The organism is Hugenholtzia roseola DSM 9546, assembly GCF_000422585.1.
Taxonomy (GTDB): domain Bacteria; phylum Bacteroidota; class Bacteroidia; order Cytophagales; family Bernardetiaceae; genus Hugenholtzia; species Hugenholtzia roseola.
On the sequence record NZ_KE383884.1, the window covers coordinates 40,245 to 58,340 of the forward strand.

Annotated in this window: 10 protein-coding genes; 7 read left to right on the plus strand and 3 right to left on the minus strand. The window is 42.8% G+C overall.

Features of this window, described 5'->3' with window-relative positions:
- Positions 1-116 precede the first annotated feature (116 nt).
- Positions 117-2,741, minus strand: coding sequence for a tetratricopeptide repeat protein (locus G500_RS0116980; RefSeq protein ID WP_027003428.1), 2,625 nt, complete (start codon positions 2,739-2,741; stop codon positions 117-119).
- A gap of 345 nt (positions 2,742-3,086) precedes the next feature.
- On the opposite strand from G500_RS0116980, the gene G500_RS0116990 reads away from it, so the two are divergent.
- From G500_RS0116990 to queG, 3 genes are all read left to right on the plus strand, one after another.
- Positions 3,087-3,662 carry a hypothetical protein gene (locus G500_RS0116990; RefSeq protein WP_027003429.1) on the plus strand — a complete coding sequence of 192 codons (576 nt, stop codon included), beginning with the start codon at positions 3,087-3,089 and terminating at the stop codon, positions 3,660-3,662.
- Positions 3,663-3,744: 82 nt separating this feature from the next.
- On the plus strand, positions 3,745-4,140 hold the full coding sequence (locus G500_RS0116995) for a hypothetical protein (protein WP_027003430.1): 396 nt from the start codon (positions 3,745-3,747) through the stop codon (positions 4,138-4,140).
- Positions 4,141-4,187: 47 nt separating this feature from the next.
- On the plus strand, positions 4,188-5,180 hold the full coding sequence (queG, locus tag G500_RS23945; RefSeq protein ID WP_051203781.1) for a tRNA epoxyqueuosine(34) reductase QueG: 993 nt from the start codon (positions 4,188-4,190) through the stop codon (positions 5,178-5,180).
- Here the strand turns inward: queG and G500_RS0117005 are convergent.
- The gene (locus G500_RS0117005) at positions 5,143-5,352 is read right to left on the minus strand and encodes a hypothetical protein (RefSeq protein ID WP_035757871.1); all 210 of its coding nucleotides are present in this window, start codon (positions 5,350-5,352) and stop codon (positions 5,143-5,145) included. The genes queG and G500_RS0117005 overlap by 38 nt on opposite strands.
- A gap of 165 nt (positions 5,353-5,517) precedes the next feature.
- Between G500_RS0117005 and G500_RS0117010 the strand changes: the two genes are divergently transcribed.
- The 4 genes from G500_RS0117010 (at position 5,518) to meaB (ending at position 10,289) form a co-directional block, all read left to right on the plus strand.
- Positions 5,518-7,038: a BatD family protein gene (locus G500_RS0117010; RefSeq protein WP_161626152.1), complete on the plus strand. Its 1,521-nt coding sequence runs from the start codon at positions 5,518-5,520 to the stop codon at positions 7,036-7,038.
- A 22-nt stretch (positions 7,039-7,060) separates the two neighbouring features.
- Complete coding sequence (locus G500_RS0117015) at positions 7,061-7,849, plus strand: alpha/beta fold hydrolase (RefSeq protein WP_027003433.1); 789 nt, start codon at positions 7,061-7,063, stop codon at positions 7,847-7,849.
- A 77-nt stretch (positions 7,850-7,926) separates the two neighbouring features.
- A complete protein-coding gene (gene murA, locus G500_RS0117020) occupies positions 7,927-9,243 on the plus strand; it encodes a UDP-N-acetylglucosamine 1-carboxyvinyltransferase (RefSeq protein ID WP_027003434.1) in 1,317 nt (438 codons plus the stop codon).
- 59 nt (positions 9,244-9,302) lie between these two features.
- Positions 9,303-10,289, plus strand: coding sequence for a methylmalonyl Co-A mutase-associated GTPase MeaB (gene meaB / locus G500_RS0117025; RefSeq protein ID WP_027003435.1), 987 nt, complete (start codon positions 9,303-9,305; stop codon positions 10,287-10,289).
- A 127-nt stretch (positions 10,290-10,416) separates the two neighbouring features.
- On the opposite strand, the gene G500_RS0117035 is transcribed toward meaB, so the two are convergent.
- Entirely contained in the window at positions 10,417-18,000 is a 7,584-nt protein-coding gene (locus G500_RS0117035) for a lamin tail domain-containing protein (protein ID WP_027003436.1), read from the minus strand.
- Between the last annotated feature and the right edge of the window lie 96 nt (positions 18,001-18,096).

Sequence of the window (18,096 nt, forward strand, 5' to 3'; positions counted from 1 at the left end):
TTTGTAAAAAATAGGATTGAATTTAGACAGTTAGCCGAGAAAAACCCACGACGAATTTAATTGTGGCACTTTTAACGCTACAGCCCCAACAAAGCCCTATAAAAATCAGAACAAAACTATCCTACCCGAAAACCGATAACCAATATATCATCTACTTGTTCGTGTTTCTTTCCTTGCCACTCTTTTAGACGCTTGCCCAATTCCTCTTTTTGAGCAGAGAAAGGCTTAGTGGAAACTTCGAGGAGCAACTCTTTAAAGTTTTTGACCATAAATTTTTTGCCTGCCTGCCCGCCGAATTGGTCTTGATAACCGTCTGAAAAGATATAAAAAATTTCGTCCCCTTCTATTTCTAAGCTATGTGTCGTAAAATTGGTGTCGCCATAAATTTGCGTTTCGCCACCGATAGGCATTTTATCTGCCTTAATTTGGTGCAACGCGCCCTCTTTTACATAAAAAAGCGGATTTTTTGCTCCTGCATAATGCAATATAGGTTTGGATTTTTCTTTTGTTTTTGAATCGGTTTCGGTAGCCTCTTCTACTATTTTTTCTATCACACAAAGGGCTAAGTCCATGCCATCGCGGTTGGCAGTGTATTCCTGTTTGAGCGTAGATTTAACACCTGCATCTAAACGGTTCAGAATTTCGCCAGCTTCGGTAATTTTGCGGACATTGACAATTTCATTGAGCAAATCATTGCCAATCAAAGACATAAACGCACCGGGTACGCCATGTCCTGTGCAATCTACCGCCGCAATGATTTTGTAGTTGATATTTTGTTTTTGTACTTCGGCAAACCAATAAAAATCGCCCGAAACGACATCGCGCGGCAGAAAAAAGATAAAAGCCGAATGGAAGTGCTGTATAATTTGGCTTTCGGGAAGTAAAATTGAGCGTTGAATCCGCTCTGCATAGTTAATACTATCAGTTACTTTGGTATAAAGTTCATTGAGTTCTTCATTCTTTTTAGAAATAGAGTCGCGCTGACTTTGGATTTCTTCGGTTTGCTGCTCCAATTCTACGTTTTTATACAAAATTTGCTCCTTCTGATAGGCTAACTCTTTGTTTTTCCTTTGCACCCAAAAAAGCCCCAATACCACCAAAATCACCACTAAAAGAGCCAAAGCAAGCAAGACGCGCACGACAAAATTTCGCTCCTCCTGCTCTTTGAGTTTTTCGGTTTGAAGTAGGCTATTTTCTTCTGCCAATTTTTTCTGCGATTCTATCATCTGAATTTCCTTATCTTTAGCCTGTTTTTCTAAATTACTTTTGGCTAATTCTAAGGCTTGTAATTCTTTCTGCTTTTGTAGGTCGGCAAGCTCTCGCGCCGATTTTTCTGCCTGCAACTGCTGATTGGCTATCAAAAGTGCCTGTTTGTTGCGTTCTTGTTCAAGCCGCTCTTGGGCAAGGGTAGCCTTTTGTAGGTTCTGCTCACTCTGCAAACGCGCCAATTCCTGATTGCGAGCCTCTAAGGTCAGTGCTTGTTCGCGCAAAGCGGCATCTTTCAATTCTTGGTCTACTAAAAGCAAACTCATCTCTTTTTCGGTGCGCTCTATCAAAAATTGCTGCTGCAAAAGTTCTTGTTGCTTCAAACGCTCCTGCAAAAGAAGCGAATCGCGCAGGGTCAGATAAGATTTGTAATAATCTAAGGCTTTTTCGTAATTATCGGCTTCCTGCTCTATTTCCGAAGCCGTCAGGTAGGTATTCTGCAAAATAAGGTCTTGCTTGCGTGCCTTAGCCAAACTTTGCGCCATTTCGTTGTAAAGACGGGCATTGTAAAAATCGCCCACCTGAAAATAAATCGCCGCCAAAAGGTCGTAGATACGCGCCAATTCGATTTGCTGATTGCCTTTTTCTGCAATGCGCATGGCATCAGAGGCATATTTAAGTGCCATTTCCTGATTGTTCAGGTTTTGGTAGATAATTGCAATATTAGTAAGCGTAATCAGGTCGTCGCCTTTTTTAAGTTTTCTTTCTAATTTGGCACATTCCAAAAAATAATTCAAAGCGACTTGATTATTGCCTAAAAATTTGTGTGTATATCCCAAATTATTTAAAGACACTGAAACGGCTACCGAATCGCCCAAGTTTCGATTGATGTTTAAAATTTCTTCGTTGTAGGGCAGTGTTTTTTCATAAATGCCCTGCGCCTGATAGGAATTGATAAGTTGAGTCAGGGTCTGGATACGCGCGTATGGTTTTTCTTGGGCGGGCAGAAAACCCAAAACATGCTGGTAGGCAGCGATAGCGCGTTCATAGTCCTTTTGCAGGAAAAGGGATTGCCCCAAATTAAGTGTTAGGCTAATTTCCTGTTGTGAGCCTTCTTTTCGGGGGAGATATTCTTGGGCTTTGGTAAAATACTCGATGGCTTTTTCGTGCAATCTACCCTTTTGATAAACCAAGCCAATTTCATAGTAAAGGTCAAAAATAAGTTCTTTATTTTGACTTTTATTTGCCATCTGCAAAGCCTGTAAATAGCCGCGCAAAGCCCCAACAAGCTGCCCTTCGCTATTTTCGTATCGCGCCATACGCATCAGGCTATCCAAACTTTTCTGTGCCTGATTCTGTTTTTGTGCCTGCAAATCAGACCCCAAAAAGAAAAGGACGCAGGCAAAAAGAAGGGGCAAGCGTTTTACGGTTGTTGTAAAAAAACGGTTGTCCTCTTTTTGAGTGAAAAGATTAGATAAAAATTTCGTTTTGAAGGGCGAAAATTGCACCCAAGAAAACTTTTCAAAACGCCTCATGCAGCGGTGTGTTATTGGTAGAAGGGTAAAAATAAGGAGGGGCAATAGGTTGGAAAACCAAATTTAAACAAAAAATCCTATCCTGCAAATGCCTTTGTCGAAGTTTGGCAAGGCTTTGCTTGTCATGATGCAAAAAAGACGAAAAATGTTGCACCTACCCCTATTTTGACTTCTCTTTCCGCTGCTATTGGAGCCGTATTTTTATTTTTTTAGGAAATTATCAAAAGACGCGCTGTATTTTTTGCACACAAAGTTTGTAGGATTTAGCAGAAATGCCTATTTTTAGGTTGATTTTGCTTGGCAGCCGCTACCTTTCTTTATTTTCCGATTCAAAACCGCTCTTTTATGTTGCCTTTTCTGATTCTAACTACTTTTTTGGTTATTTTCGTTGTCTTTATTATCCAAATTTATCGCAGATTCAAAGCCTTAGAAGAAAAGCCAGAGCGCAATATTGCCCTGCCGCGTCCTGCCATCGAGCGCACTCAACCGACGGAAAGGGCTGCCCCTATGCGCAATTTCGCCCCCCAAGAGGATTTCGACCTCCTACCCGAAGAGGAAGAAGTAGAGCCTGTGAAGCTCGAAGTGAAATTACGAGAATGGCTCAAACCCTTTGAACGCCCCAAACCCATTGTAGAAGATAGAAAAGAATTGCCTTTGCGCAAACAGTTTGCGATTGAAAAGATGAACGACCCACATCAATACAATAGCAAGTCTATCCCTAAAAATCTCAATAAAGATGGCAGTCAGGAAAAGGTATTGAAAAAAGTGGTGAAAAATTTAAACAAAAACAAGAAAAGCAGGCGTTTCAAAGAATATGCTTTGCCTAAAAACAAGAGCCACAACACGCGCATTTTTAGCAATTTAGATGATGCCAAACGCGCCCTTATTGGTTCGGAAGTATTTAATAGGAAATATTTTTAGACAAATTTCTGAAATGCACTTTAAATACATTTCATTCGCTTTGTTTTTAATCTTATCTTAACCAAAAATTACGACACAAGCCATGTCAAAACTTGCCCATCTGACCGAAACCCAAGCCACGCTCAAAGCCCTCGCCACGCAGGAGCAGCGTCTTGCCTATTTTATGGAGTTGCAGCATCTACCAAACCGCTTTACCTACCTGCAAGCCAGCGTCTTGCCTGACGGCACTTATGGGCAGCAGGTTCGACTTTACATAGAGGTAGAAGAAGTTTATTTTACCTTACTTTTTACAATTCGTCAGAAAAAAGGCGTGAACAAGGTGCTACAAAAAATCTGCAAGCAAGGTTGGAAATACATCAATAAGGCAGCAGACGAAATTTTGGTAGATTTCATAGAGGCAAAAGACCCCAAAGAGGTGCTAACAGCCTACAAAGGCTCGCTCGAAGAAGTCTGCAAGCAAAATAATAATTGGAAATAGCTGCCTTCCATTTGTGTTTTAATTTATTACTTCAATTTATGTTTTAAATGGCAAACCCCATTAAACTTCAAGCAGATAGCGATTGGCTCAAAGAAAAGGCACGCGAATTGGGCTTCCTGCATTGTGGCATTGCCCAAGCCGATTTTTTGGAAGAAGAAGCTCCACGCTTAGAAAAGTGGCTTGCCCAACAAAAACAGGGCGAAATGCAGTGGATGGAAAATCATTTTGAGAAGCGTTTAGACCCACGCCTTTTAGTGGAAGGGGCAAAAACGGTCATTTCGCTTTCCTACAACTATTTCCCCGAAAAAGAACTTTTTGATGCCCAATCGCCCTATCGCGTTTCGAAGTACGCCTACGGAAAGGATTATCATAAGGTAGTGAAAAAAAAGCTCAATAGCCTGATGCAGGCACTACAAGCGCGTTTCGGCGACTTTGTAGGACGTGCCTTCGTAGATTCTGCCCCCGTCATGGATAAAATTTGGGCAAAAAAAGCAGGTATTGGGTGGCAGGGCAAGCATAGCAACCTGATTGCCAAAAAAGAGGGTAGTTTTTTCTTCTTAGCCGAAATTATTTGCGATTTGTCCTTTCAATATGATAGTCCGATTCGCGATTATTGTGGAAATTGTACCCTTTGTATTGATGCCTGCCCAACAGAGGCAATCGTAGAGCCTTATGTAGTAGATGGTAGCCGTTGTATCTCTTATTTCACCATCGAGCTAAAAAAAGAAATCCCCGCCGATATGGGGGGATTGTTTCAAAATTGGGTATTCGGCTGTGATATTTGCCAAGATGTGTGTCCATGGAATCGTCGCAGTAAGCCGCATCAAGAACCCGATTTTCTGCCTTCGGAAGGGGTGCAGGCACTTTCTGTGCAGGCACGCAAGGAATGGCAGGCTTGGCATGAAGAAAGTTTCGAGCGTCTGTTTGTGGGTTCTGCCCTCAAAAGGACGAAGTGGTCGGGTTTGAAGCGCAATCTCGATTTTATTGATACCTTTGCACAGGTTACGCCTCCAGACGGGAAACCTGAAGCGGGTGCATAAAAATCTTCCTCAAAATTTCGGGGTACTGCCTTTCAAAACGAGCAGAAGCCCATTTGCGCAGTTCGAGCAAATCGTTGGTATTGAGCAAGCTAAGACTCTTGCGTAGTTCTTTTTCAAAGAGGTGTTTATCAAAACTTACCTTCTCTAAAATCATCATTTGGTACTCGAGCATAGCAATCTTTGTTTAGTGTGTGTATTGGTTTTTTATGAAATATTAGGAAAAGGTACAGATGTCAGAGAACCGACTTTTTCGTATCTTTGCCTAATCGCAATATAGGTAAAAAAAATTGAATCACAAAGAAAAATGAGACAAGCCTTCAAAAAAATAGCGTTGAAAATGACGACCTTAGCCTTTTGCTTCCGCACTGTTAGCAGCCTTTTCCTTGTGTTGCCTTTCTCTATTTTGGGAAAAAGCAGGAGGTTAGGATTTTGGCTACTTTGCTTAGGGTTCTCTTGCATAGGAGGGCTTTCAGCGCAAATCAGTGTAAATGTTACAAAGTCGCGCATTGCTTTAAACGAGAACTTGGAATTGAATGTTACAGTAAATGGGGAAAAGATAAAAAGTTGCAGCGATTTCCCTGAAATTGGCGGCTTAGACAAAGCTGGCACAAGCAGCTCTACCTCTATGAACATCATCAATGGGCAGGTGAGTCAGCGCAATACCCTTACACAACTCTACCGTGCGCCACGTGTAGGCACTTATTTTCTCAAACCCTTTACCCTAACGGTCAATGGTGAGGAGGTGCGTTTTGCAGGGGCAACCATTGATGTCGTAGCTCCTGCCAAGCAAGCTCCCAACAAGGGTTATGACCCCTTTGCTGCTTTTTTTGGCTTAGAAGAACCCGAAGAAATAGAGTACCTCGATGTCAAAGATGATGCTTTTTTTGCCATCACCACCAACAAAGAAGAAGTGTATGTAGGCGAGGGCTTTGTCATGACCATTGCTTTTTATGTGGCAAATAATAGCGTCGCGCCCCTACAATTTTTTGAACTCAACGAGCAAATAGAACAAATCAAGCAAAAAATTACTCCCAAAAGCTGCTTAGAAGAGAGCTTCCAAATCACGCAAATCATACCCGAACCCGTAGAAATCAATGGAAAAGGCTACCGTCAGTATAAGTTGCTCAAATCGTCTTTCTTTCCTATCAATACCGAAACGATAGAAATTCCGAGCATAGACTTCAAGATGATGAAATACAAGGTCGCCAATCAAGCCTCTTGGGGAGGGCGAATCAAGATGCAGGAAGATTTTAAGACCTACACCAGTCAGCCCAAAAAGGTAAAAGTCAAGCCCCTACCTGCACACCCTTTGCGCGAACAAGTGGCGGTAGGCAATTATTTCTTGCGTGAGAACATTTCCAAGACCTCTGCCCAAACAGGAGAAAGTGTTGAATATCAGTTTATTATAGAAGGCGAAGGCAATATCGCAACCGTAAGCAAGCCAACGGTAAAGCCGCAAGCCTACTTCGAATTTTATGACCCCAATATTTCCCAATCGGTGCGCAGGGTAGGCAATAATATTGTAGGGCGTAAAGAATTTAATTATTATATCATACCACAAGAAGCAGGCACTTTTCAGTTAGGCGACTACTTTGAGTGGGTCTTCTTCAATCCCGAAAAGCAGGTCTATGATACCCTTCGCGCCAATAAGATGCTCAATATCACAGGCGAGAGCCTCAAAAATAAGGCGATAGCTTCAAGCGACTTAGGTGCTTTTTACGACAAAATCCATGACGCAGACCGCCAAATTCGCGAGCGCGAAGGCTTTAAGTGGGAAGGCTATGTCGTGCATGGCGTGCTGGGTTCGCTCCTGCTCCTGACCCTTGTGTTGGGGCTTCGGAAAAGAAAAAAAGAATAAGCCTTAAACTCTATTTTCATACATGACTCGACTCGACCTCAATTACAAAGTCTTTGGCGAAAAGGACGCGCCCTCTGTTCTGATTCTGCATGGGCTTTTTGGCTCTTTGGATAATTGGCAGACCTTAGCCAAAAAAATAGCGGAGGCTGGTTTTCGCGTTTTTATCCTCGACTTGCGCAATCACGGACGCTCACCACACGCACCCTCTCATACCTATGACGACATGGCGCACGACCTGATGGACTTTATAGAGGCGCATCAAATAGAAAATCCCTATATCGTCGGACACTCTATGGGGGGCAAAGTGGCGATTCAATTTGCCGCCTTTTATCCGCAAGCCTATCAAAAATTAGTCGTCGTCGATATTTCTGTGCGCGGCTATGCGGTGCATCACGATAGGATTTTGGAAGGTCTGGCGGCGATAGATTTGAAAAAAATAGAAACGCGCCAAGAGGCAGAAAACATCTTGACAGCCTTTGTAGAGGAAGCCGATACCCGCCAATTTTTGCTCAAAAACTTAGATAGAAACAAGGAAGGCTTCGTTTGGCGCATCAATTTGCCCGTCCTGACTGCCTACATAGAAGCCATTTCGGAAGGCGTAGGTAGGAACACAGGAGCGCAGCAACCTACCCTCTTTATGCGCGGCGGCAAATCCAAATACATTCAGGAGCGCGACTACCCCCTTATCGAGGAAATTTTCCCACAGGCGCAAATCAAGACCATCGAGCAGGCAGGACATTGGATTCACGCCGAAGCCCCGCAAGCCTTTTTGGAAGTTTTGATACCTTTTTTGAAGGGCGACAAGGCTTAAAAAGAGGCTTAAAAATCTCAACATGGTACTCAAAATCATAAAAACAACTTTTCCCTACTTTATACCTCTTATCTTTTGTGAAAACCACTTTTGAAGTAACAGGAAACGCCAAACTTAGTGGCAGCATCACGCCACAGGGGGCAAAAAATGAAGCCCTACAAATCTTGTGCGCCGTATTGCTCACGCCCGAACCGATAACGGTGCATGCCGTTCCCGACATTTTAGATGTGCGAAAGCTCATAGAATTGTTACAAAGTTTTGGGGTCTTGGTAGAAAAACTTGCGCCCAATAGTTACCGCTTCGAAGCCAAAGACATCAATTTAGACTACCTTTCAGAAAGTAGTTTCAAAAAACAGGGCAGTGCCTTGCGCGGTTCGGTCATGATTATTGGTGCGCTTTTGGGGCGTTTCGGAAAAGCCTGCCTACCCCAACCCGGCGGCGATAAAATCGGCAGACGCAGGCTCGATACACACTTTCGCGGCTTAGAAAAATTAGGGGCAAAGTTTACCTATCACGCCGACACGCAATTCTACCAAATAGAAGCGCAAGAACTCACAGGCACGCATATCCTTTTAGACGAACCCTCTGTTACAGGCACAGCCAATGTGCTAATGGCGGCAGTTTTGGCAAAAGGGAAAACGACACTCTACAATGCCGCTTGCGAACCCTATTTACAACAACTCTGCCGCATGCTCAATCGCATGGGAGCAAACATTCGCGGCGTAGGTTCTAACCTTTTGGAAATTGAGGGCGTAGAATATCTGGGCGGCACTACCCATACGATGCTTCCTGATATGATTGAAGTAGGCAGTTTTATTGGCATGGCAGCTCTTACGGCTTCCGAACTCACGATAAAAAATGCAGGTGTGCCGCACTTGGGTATGATTGTCGATGTCTTTAAAAAGTTGGGGATTCAGACCCAAATTCAAGGTGATGACATTTTTGTTCCTGCACAGCCACACTATCAAATCGAAACCTTTATCGATAACTCGGTCATGACCATTTATGATGCGCCCTGGCCTAATTTCACCCCCGACTTGATTTCGATAGCCTTAGTAGTCGCGACACAGGCAAAGGGTACAGTTTTGATACACCAAAAAATGTTTGAAAGCCGCCTTTTCTTTGTAGATAAACTCATCGACATGGGAGCGCAAATTATCCTATGCGACCCCCATCGCGCCACCGTCATTGGCTTGGATAGGCGACATGCCTTGCGTGGTATTCAAATGACCTCGCCAGATATTCGGGCAGGCGTAGCCCTTCTGATGGCTGCCCTTTCTGCGGAAGGAAAAAGCATTATCCGCAATGCCGAACAAATTGATAGGGGTTATGAACGCATCGATGCGCGTCTGAACGCTTTGGGGGCAAACATCAAACGCATAGAAGAAGACTAATTTTAAAAATAAAGACCTAAACCACTTTTTCCTATCCTTTGCATAGGATTTTAAACCCAATGAGAAAACGCCTCACCGCCACAGAATACATAGAAGGCATTTTAGCCTTTGATATTTCGATTCTAAGTCGTGCCATTACGCTGGTAGAAAGCCGCTTGACTTCTGATAGACTCTTAGCAAAAGAGATATTACAAGCCCTGCTACCCCATACGGGCAAATCGTTGCGTGTCGGTATTACAGGCGTACCGGGGGTAGGAAAAAGTACCTTTATAGAAAGTTTTGGGAGTTTTTTGATAGAAAAGGTACAGAAAAAAGTGGCGGTTTTGGCAATAGACCCCAGCAGTCAGCGGTCGGGCGGCAGCATTTTAGGCGATAAAACGCGCATGCAGGTCTTGTCGCAAAACCCCAACGCCTACATTCGCCCTTCGGCGGCAGGCGATTCTTTGGGCGGCGTGAGCAACAAGACACGCGAAACGCTTTTACTTTGCGAAGCGGCAGGCTTCGAGGTCATCTTGATAGAAACCGTAGGCGTGGGGCAGTCGGAAACGGCAGTAAAAGAGATGTCCGATTTTTTCCTGCTGCTTATGTTGGCAGGCGCAGGCGACGAATTGCAAGGTATCAAACGCGGCATTATGGAAATGGCAGATTTGGTCGTTATCAACAAAGCCGATGGCGAAAACCAACTTCGCGCCGAGCAAGCACGTGCCGATTATGCACGCGCCCTGCATCTTTTCCCCCCCCATCAAGGCAGTTGGATTCCAGAGGCACTCACCTGTTCGGCATTAGAAAAAAGCAACCTCGAAAGCATTTGGCAGCATATCCAAAATTATCAGACCCTTACACAAAACAATGGATTTTGGCACATCAACCGTCAGAATCAGAACCTACAATGGTTTAAAGCTACCATCAATGAGGAACTACAACGCCACTTTTATCAAAATGAAAGCATCAGAAATAGCCTCGAAATTGTGGAGGAACAGGTAAGGGCTGGCAAAACGCCTCCCATGCTTGCTGCCGAAACACTGCTAAGGAAATATTTTGAATAGTTGACTTTTTTTTGCTTTTCTTTTCTGCTTTTTTAATTTTATTTTTCTAAAATTTGGGTCTGATTTTTTGGGTCTAAAATTTGGGTCTGATTTTTTGGGTCTAAAATTTGGGTCTGATTTTTTGGGTCTAAAATTTTGCCGCCACTGCAATTTTCTTTTTCAGATATTGCACCGAACCGTTCAAATCGTACAATTCTATCAATAAAAGATAATAACCAACGCGCACTTTTTGGCTTCGATTATCAGTGCCGTCCCAAGTGATAAAACCGCTGGTGGCAGCTAATTGGTTTTGTACCAAATCGCGAACCTTGCGCCCCATGGCATCATAAATCGAAATATTTACCATCTGACCCTGCACATTGCAATCGTAAAAAATTTGAGCAAAATCATTCACCCCATCAGCATCAGGGGTAATGACCTCCCCTTCTACCCGAAAGCAATCTTGTGAAATACCTTGATTTTCAAGCTCTTTTGCCTGCGAATTGCGGTAGGCTGGCGTTCCAAAACCTACGGTAGAAGCCGCAGAGTGCCAATTATTGGGGTCATTGGTGGGAGCTTCAAAATCTATGCGCTCCAAAGAAACGCCATTTTGGTCGCGTATTAAATCAAAATGGAAATCTTCATGGTAGCGAAATCTATCTAACTCCTTGTCTTGAAAATCTAATAAAACAACTTCGCCTTCTTCGTCGGAATAAGACGGAAGCGAGGACATTTGCCAAAAACCTGCCCTATTTCCATTCGGGTATTGATTTAAAAGTTGTAAAGAATCCGAAGTAAGGGCAATATAAGCCTGCGGAGCTAAAATAAGCGTTTCGCTGCTAAGATTGCGAATGGTATTGAGCGAACTCGGATTTGTCGCATTTCCATCTAAATTTGTGTTGGCGATTTTATAGCCCTTCAAATCTATAAACTTATCGCTATGGTTGTAAATTTCTACAAAATCAACACCAAAAGTGGGCGGATTAAATAGAATTTCATTGATGAGCAAATCGCCAATTTCTGCCGCTTCGGGCAAAACCACAAAGGCGGAGTTTGCCAAATCGCTCACCAAATTGCCTGCACAGTCGGTAAGATTTTGCAACCGAACCTCATAACGTGTGCGCGTTTGAAGGGGGGCAGATAGTTCTATGATTAAATTTTTCCAGTTTCCATTTTCTACATACTGCGCCGAAATAGGCATCAAAGGCGCGATTTCTATTTGTGCAAAAGCAATTTGTAGACTATCTAATTTTTCGTCAAAAATGAGTCTAATCTTTTGATTATCAATCGCTTCTGCACGCAAAAGTTTGGGCTGAATCCTATCACCCGAAAGGGCATACACCGAATTTCTTTGAGCAGGCGTACCACCTCTTGCATCACGCGAAGCCGTCCAGTTTTCGCGCTCTATGCAGAACTGCGAGGGGTCTATCATTTCCAAAGACCAACCGCCTTCCTTTTTTTCCGCATCTCCATACCAAGCATCAGAATAGGTAACTTCAAATACTAACGCTTCGGCTGCATTTGAAAGGCGCAATAGTTTGCCCGAATTGGTCAGCGAAAGCCAAGTAGTAAGCCCTGCCACTTTTCCATAAGATAGGAACTGATTGCGAACAGAGTTGGGTACAAGTAGCAAATATTCCTGTGGCAACAAAACCAAAGGAGGCAATACAATTTTATTATTTCCATCAAAAAGACTAACACCATTCAAAGAAATAATTTTATTTGTAGGATTGTAAAGTTCTATGTATTCACTTTCAGGCAAACTTACCACAGGCGAGGGGTCAGGTAGAATTTCTGTAATCAAGAGTTCCCCAAAAGAAGGACTTGCACCTGCGCCAAAAACAAGGCTCTGCATTTGTGTATTTTCGGCACAATCGCGTATATTTTGTATAGTTAGGGTATATAACACTTCTGCTGCCGCCGCTGGACTTAAAAATAGGCGTACCGATTTGGCAGAAAGCCATTCTATCTGCAAAACGCTTAGGTTGTTGTCTATGCTATAATGGGCAGGATTAAGGGCAGAGAGCGAATCTACTTTTTCATTGAACACAATCAGCAGCGCATTTCTATCTTCACTAAGCGTAAGCGACTGTATTTGAGGAGCTTCTGTATCAGGATTAGGCGCAAAGACCGAATTTTGGCGCGAAGGCGTACCGCCCGAAGGGTCTATTGAAGCACGCCAATTTTGAGCTTCCCCACAAAAATTAGTAGGGTCTATCATTTCCAAAGACCAGCCCCCCTCTTCTTTCGCCACATCGCCATACCAAGTATCAGAATAAAAAACTTCATACAAATAAGCACCAGAGATAGTTTGTAGTTTTAATAACTTGCCTGCAATGGTCAGAGAAGGAAAACGGCTCACCCCTAAAACGCGCCCAAAATCGCGCAATTCGGCAGCCGAAGAAGTGGCACAAATGGTTAAGTATTCGTTGGGCATCAAAATTTCGTCAGGAAGTAGTGTAGTATTGCTCCCATCTACTATCATCACCTGCCCCAAAGCAAGAATTTTATCCGTAGGATTGTAAATTTCGAGATACTCACGCGCAGGAAGCCCCACAGTAGGCGTAGGGTCTGCCATAATTTCAGTTATCAAAAGTTCGTAGGCAGCAGGCACTACCCCTTTTCCAAACTCGAAGACCTTTTCCGAAGCCGCCCTATTACCTGCACAATCCGCAATTTCCGCGCTTATCACAAGCCTATAAAGTATGTTTTCTGCCAAAGCAGGCGAAAATCGTAGGCGCACCGTATTGTTATTTATCCAAACTAATTGGTTAATACTAATACCTGTTTGAATCTGATAGTGAGCGGAATTTACCAAACTCAAACTGTCTATTTTTTCGGAAAATATTACATCAAGTTCAGTATCCGAAACCAACACAAAACGCTCTGCAAAAGGTAGCGTTGTATCGGGATTGGGTGCAGCCACCGAATTAGCACGTGCAGGCGTTCCGCCCAAAGGGTCTTGTGAAGCACGCCAATTTTGCGCTCCCTCACAGACATTGTTCAAGTCTATCATTTCCAAAGACCAACCGCCATTCGCCTTATTTGCATCTCTATACCAAGTGTCTGAATAGCTAACTTCTTGAATAAGAGCATTTTGTGAATTGTAAAGCGCAATCGTTTTGCCCGAAAAAGTAAGCGTAGGAAGGCTCGGTACACCTACCGCTTCTATGCCACGCACTGCAAAGCTATCCACGCGCGTAGTAGTAGTTAGAATAATGTAACTATTTGGCAACAAAACTCGATTCGGCAACCTGCCCACACTGCTATTATCGCGTATCGTAACGCCATCAAGCGAAAGTAAATCGTCCGTAACGTTGTGAATTTCAATGTATTTAACTGCTGGCAAGCCCACAGGCGGCGTTTCCCTTGCCATAAGTTCCGTTATCAAAATTTCATAGCGTTGGGGGCTTCGTCCTCGCCCTACTTGCAGCGTTTGGGACAAACTATTTCCTGCACAATCTACTAAGTTATTGATAGTCAGGGTATAAATTGTACTGCTATTCGGTGCTGCGCCCAATAGCAATACAATTTCTTTCGGATTTTGATATTCTAATCCGCTAATATTCAAATTTGGATTAAAGCTATAATTTGAAAGTGTCATGAAAGCCAAGCTATCCACATTTTCGTTGAAAACAAGGCGTAATCTTACCTCTGTTTCAAAGGAAAATTCAACCAAAAGCGGAGCTTCTGTGTCGGGATTAGAAGCCGCTACGGAATTGACTTGCGAAGGCGTGCCACCTCGCGCGTCAATCGAGGCACGCCAATTTTGGGCTTCGCCACAAAGGTTATTTATATCAATCATCTCTAACGACCAACCGCCATTTGCCTTTGTCGCATCTTGATACCACGAAGACTTGTAATCCACTTTAAAAACCAAAGCACTATCATTAGTTCGCATAAGGCGCAATAACTCACCCGAATTATTAAGAGAAGGAAAGTTAGATACGCCTATTGCATTGATGTTTTGTACCAAAAAGCTATCTACGCGGCTTGTGGCTGTTAGGGTTAGGTATTGATTTGGTAAGATAAGATAGTTTGGTAAAATAACAGATGAGGTAGCATCAAAGAGGCGAATTGTAGCTAAATTGATAGGATTTGAACTTTTGTTCAAAATTTCCAAATATTCTGCTCTCGGAAGCTCTACTTGGGGGTCTTCGTCCGCCATAATTTCAGTGATAATAATATCGTATAACTGCGGAGTTGCACCTATCCCAAATTCGCGTACAATCGGCTGCGCGTTGCCTGCACAGTCGGCTAAGTTATTGATAGTCAGTGTATAAACTAAGTCGGAGTTAAGAGTCGCATTGAGTTTGAGGCGCACCTGTGTAGGCGAAAGATAAAAAATTTGACTTACAGAAAGTCCATTATTTAGACTATAAAAAGCCGTATTGACCAAAAGCAAACTATCTATGCTTTCAGAAAAGGTAAGAAGCAGGGTATCATTTGGGATAATAACCAATTCCGATAGTTGGGGCGCAATATTATCGGGGTTGTCGCCAAAAACGGAATTTTGTGTGGCAGGCGTTCCACCCAAAGGGTCGAGAGAGGCACGCCAATTTTCGCGTGTATAACAAGGAGGCGTGAGGTCTATCATTTCCAAAGACCAGCCGCCATTTTCTTTTGTCGCATCTTGATACCAAGAATCGGAATAATTTAGTTGTGAAATCAAACTATTATCAGCCCCTACTATGCGAACTGTTCCGCTGGTATTAGTCAAGGCACGCCAAGGCGAAAGTGCGATGGCATTGCCATAAACGGCAAAACTATCGAGGGCAGTTTGAGGGCAAAGTACAACATATTGATTAGGTTGTAAAACAAAATCGGCTTGAATGGTAGAAAGCGAACTTGTACCAACCTGCACCCCAAAAAGGTTTTGAGCGGTATTAGAGGCGTTATAAATTTCGAGATATTCAGTGGCAGGAAGCCCAACTTGTGGCACTTCGTCAGCCATTAACTCTGTGATAATGAGCGAGTTGGCAGGTGGTACGGGCGGACGGCTAAAAGCTATTGTCTGTGCTACCATCGGATTGCCTTCCAAATCGCGCACGTTAGAAATGGTAATACTATAAGTAATTCCGAAACCAAAATTTTGATTAAAAACTACTCTTATCCTATTGCTTGCTAAAAAAGTAGTGGCAGTAGGCAAGCCAAAGCCTGCTACCTGATAGTGATTGAAAGCCAAAGCCGTTGTATTTTCTACACCTTCTGAAAAAGTAATTTCTAAACTATTATCAGAAAGTACCCGCACCTGTGTAACCGTAGGCGGCGCGTTGTCGAGGTTGAAAGTGTGTGTGGAACGCGGCGCAATTTCTTCATTTTGTAAATCAAAATAGCCCGCATCTAAGGTGTAATTTGTGTTCGGTGCAAGCGCAGCCCCCAACGCCACATGCACAAGTTGGTTGTTGTTCGCATCAAGATTTGCCGCAAGCGCAGTGCCAATGGCATTGTCAATTTCATATAGAGCCGCATTCTGAACCGAAATAGGAACAGGAGGATAGTTAAAAAGTACATCTATTAGAGTAGGCGTGATAGGCGTAACCGACACAATACGCGGTTGATAGACAAAATTTTTAGTTTGGCTTATTAAAGTATTTGAAAATAAATCTTGAATATTTTGCACCGTTAGGCTGTAACTTGTACCAATAGCAAAATTGTTACTAAAAGTAAGTTCTACAACGGCAGGGCTTACTTGTACTGCATTTATCGCAATCCCTATTCCACTAACATTGTAATTTGCTGCATTTTGAGCCGTTGCGTTGGTAATCGGTTCTGAAAAAGTAACCCTTAATAGGTTATTTGCCAGCGGCTCTGCCTTGGCAATGCTTGGGATTTGGGTAGAAAAAGGTAGGTTTTGGGCAGGCGAGAGCGGATTATTAGTTAAATCTGTTACATTTTCTACTGTTAGAATGTAGTTGCCAACATCAGCCAAGCCCCCTGCAAAAAAGAGCCGCACACGTGTTGCATCAAACGGCAAAAGCGTCGCCGTAGTGGGGTTTCCAATGGCGTTATTGAGGGTATAATTGGCAATATTTTCAGCCGTAGCCTGTGTTAATAGTTCAGAAAATTGTAATTCTAACGTATTGTTATTTAAAATAGTTAGATTCAATACCGAAGGCGGCAATGGGTCATAAACAAAGGCACGTGTGCGCGTTGTCATGACATTGCCCAAAAAGTCTGTTACGTTTCTGATGCGCAATTCGTAAGGCGTTTGCGGTACGAAAGTCCCTGAAAATGAGAGCGTTACTTGGGAAAAATTGTTGGGATTTCGTATCGCCGAAGTAGGAAAACCAAAGCCCAGCCATTCATAATGATTGACAATTTGGGCAGAGATAAGCTCCACAGGTTCGGAAAATTGTACTAAAATTTGGTTATTAGAAAGTGGTATCACACAACCAGAAACACAGACATCAGGGCGTTGGGTATCATAAACAAAATTTGCATTTACGGGAATCGTTATCGCATTTGTATTTTGGTCGGCTACATTATTGACCGTCAAAGTGTGGGTAATATTGGCTGCAAAATTATCGGAAAAAACCAGATGCACCAAACGCTGATTGGCAGCATCTCGAACCGCTGAAACGGGATTAGGGACACCCAAATTTTTGGTATAATTTCCTACATTTTGTGCCGAAAGTAGTTCTACATTTTCCGAAAAAAGTACATCTAAACTCGAAGGCGAGGTAACTGTTAGTTCGCTTATGATAGGAGGCAAATTGTCATTAAAACTAAAATTTTGATTTGTAGTAAGAATTGTATTACCAAAAATGTCATTTACATTCTGAACCGTAATAGTATAGTTTGTAGCCGTCGTAAAATTATTTGCAAATGTAAGCCTAATTTTATCAGTGCTTCCCACTTCCAACGTTGCTGTTAGGGGTGTCCCCAGTCCCAAATTCACAGAAAAATCTGAAACTTGTATAGAATTAGGTTCAATATCTTCATCAAAAGTCAGTACAATTTGATTGGGCGAAGCTCCCTGCACGTTCAAAAGCGTAGGAGGCGTATTGTCGATATAAGGCTGAATCGTAACAAAATCAAGTATAAAATCATTTCTTCTTGCGTTGGCAGAATAACGATAATTAACCCCAAAAAAACTACTATTTGTGTAAGTATTTTCCGTAACGCTACCTTGCAAAACGCCGTTGGCATAAATTTTCCAGACCCCAGCCAATGTGCGAATGACCCTAATTTCAACCAAAAAAGGAGCTGTTCCAAAATTAGTAGCCGAACTCAAAGGAAAAGGCGTGAGCGTAGTTCCATCTTGTCTATAAAAAGTGAGTACCTCTCTTAGTTCTAAAAAATAGCCATTTAAAGCTCCATTTAAGTTTGCATTATCAGAAACTAAATACAAGCGCGAGTTGTTGGTTGCGTTTGGAATTTGTGTAAAAAGTAGTTCAGTTTCGAGCAGCCATTCCCAATTATCTGCGTTGAGATTGAAGGCTGTCGGGGTGCTTAGGTAGGCAATGCGCGTGCCTGCGCCACCATTGGGCAGGTTGGTTTGCAGTTGAAAGCCAGCATTGACGGTAAAACCGTCGCCCGTCGTTACGGTATTGCCGCCGCTCCAAGTAGGGAGGGCGGTGTAGTTGCCATCTGTAAAATTATCGTTTAAAATTTGAGATTTTAAATTTGACAAACTTGAAAATAGCAGCAGTAAAAGTAAGGCATTTTTTACGATATTTTTACTTATAAATTGAACCCAATGGAAAAGAACGTGCGTATCTGTTTGCATAAATGTCGAAGTTAGGGTCGTGGGGAGTATCAAGCAAATATAATTTTTTATTCTCAAAAAATCCAAAAAGTTCTTGTTTTATTGGGCTTTGAAACA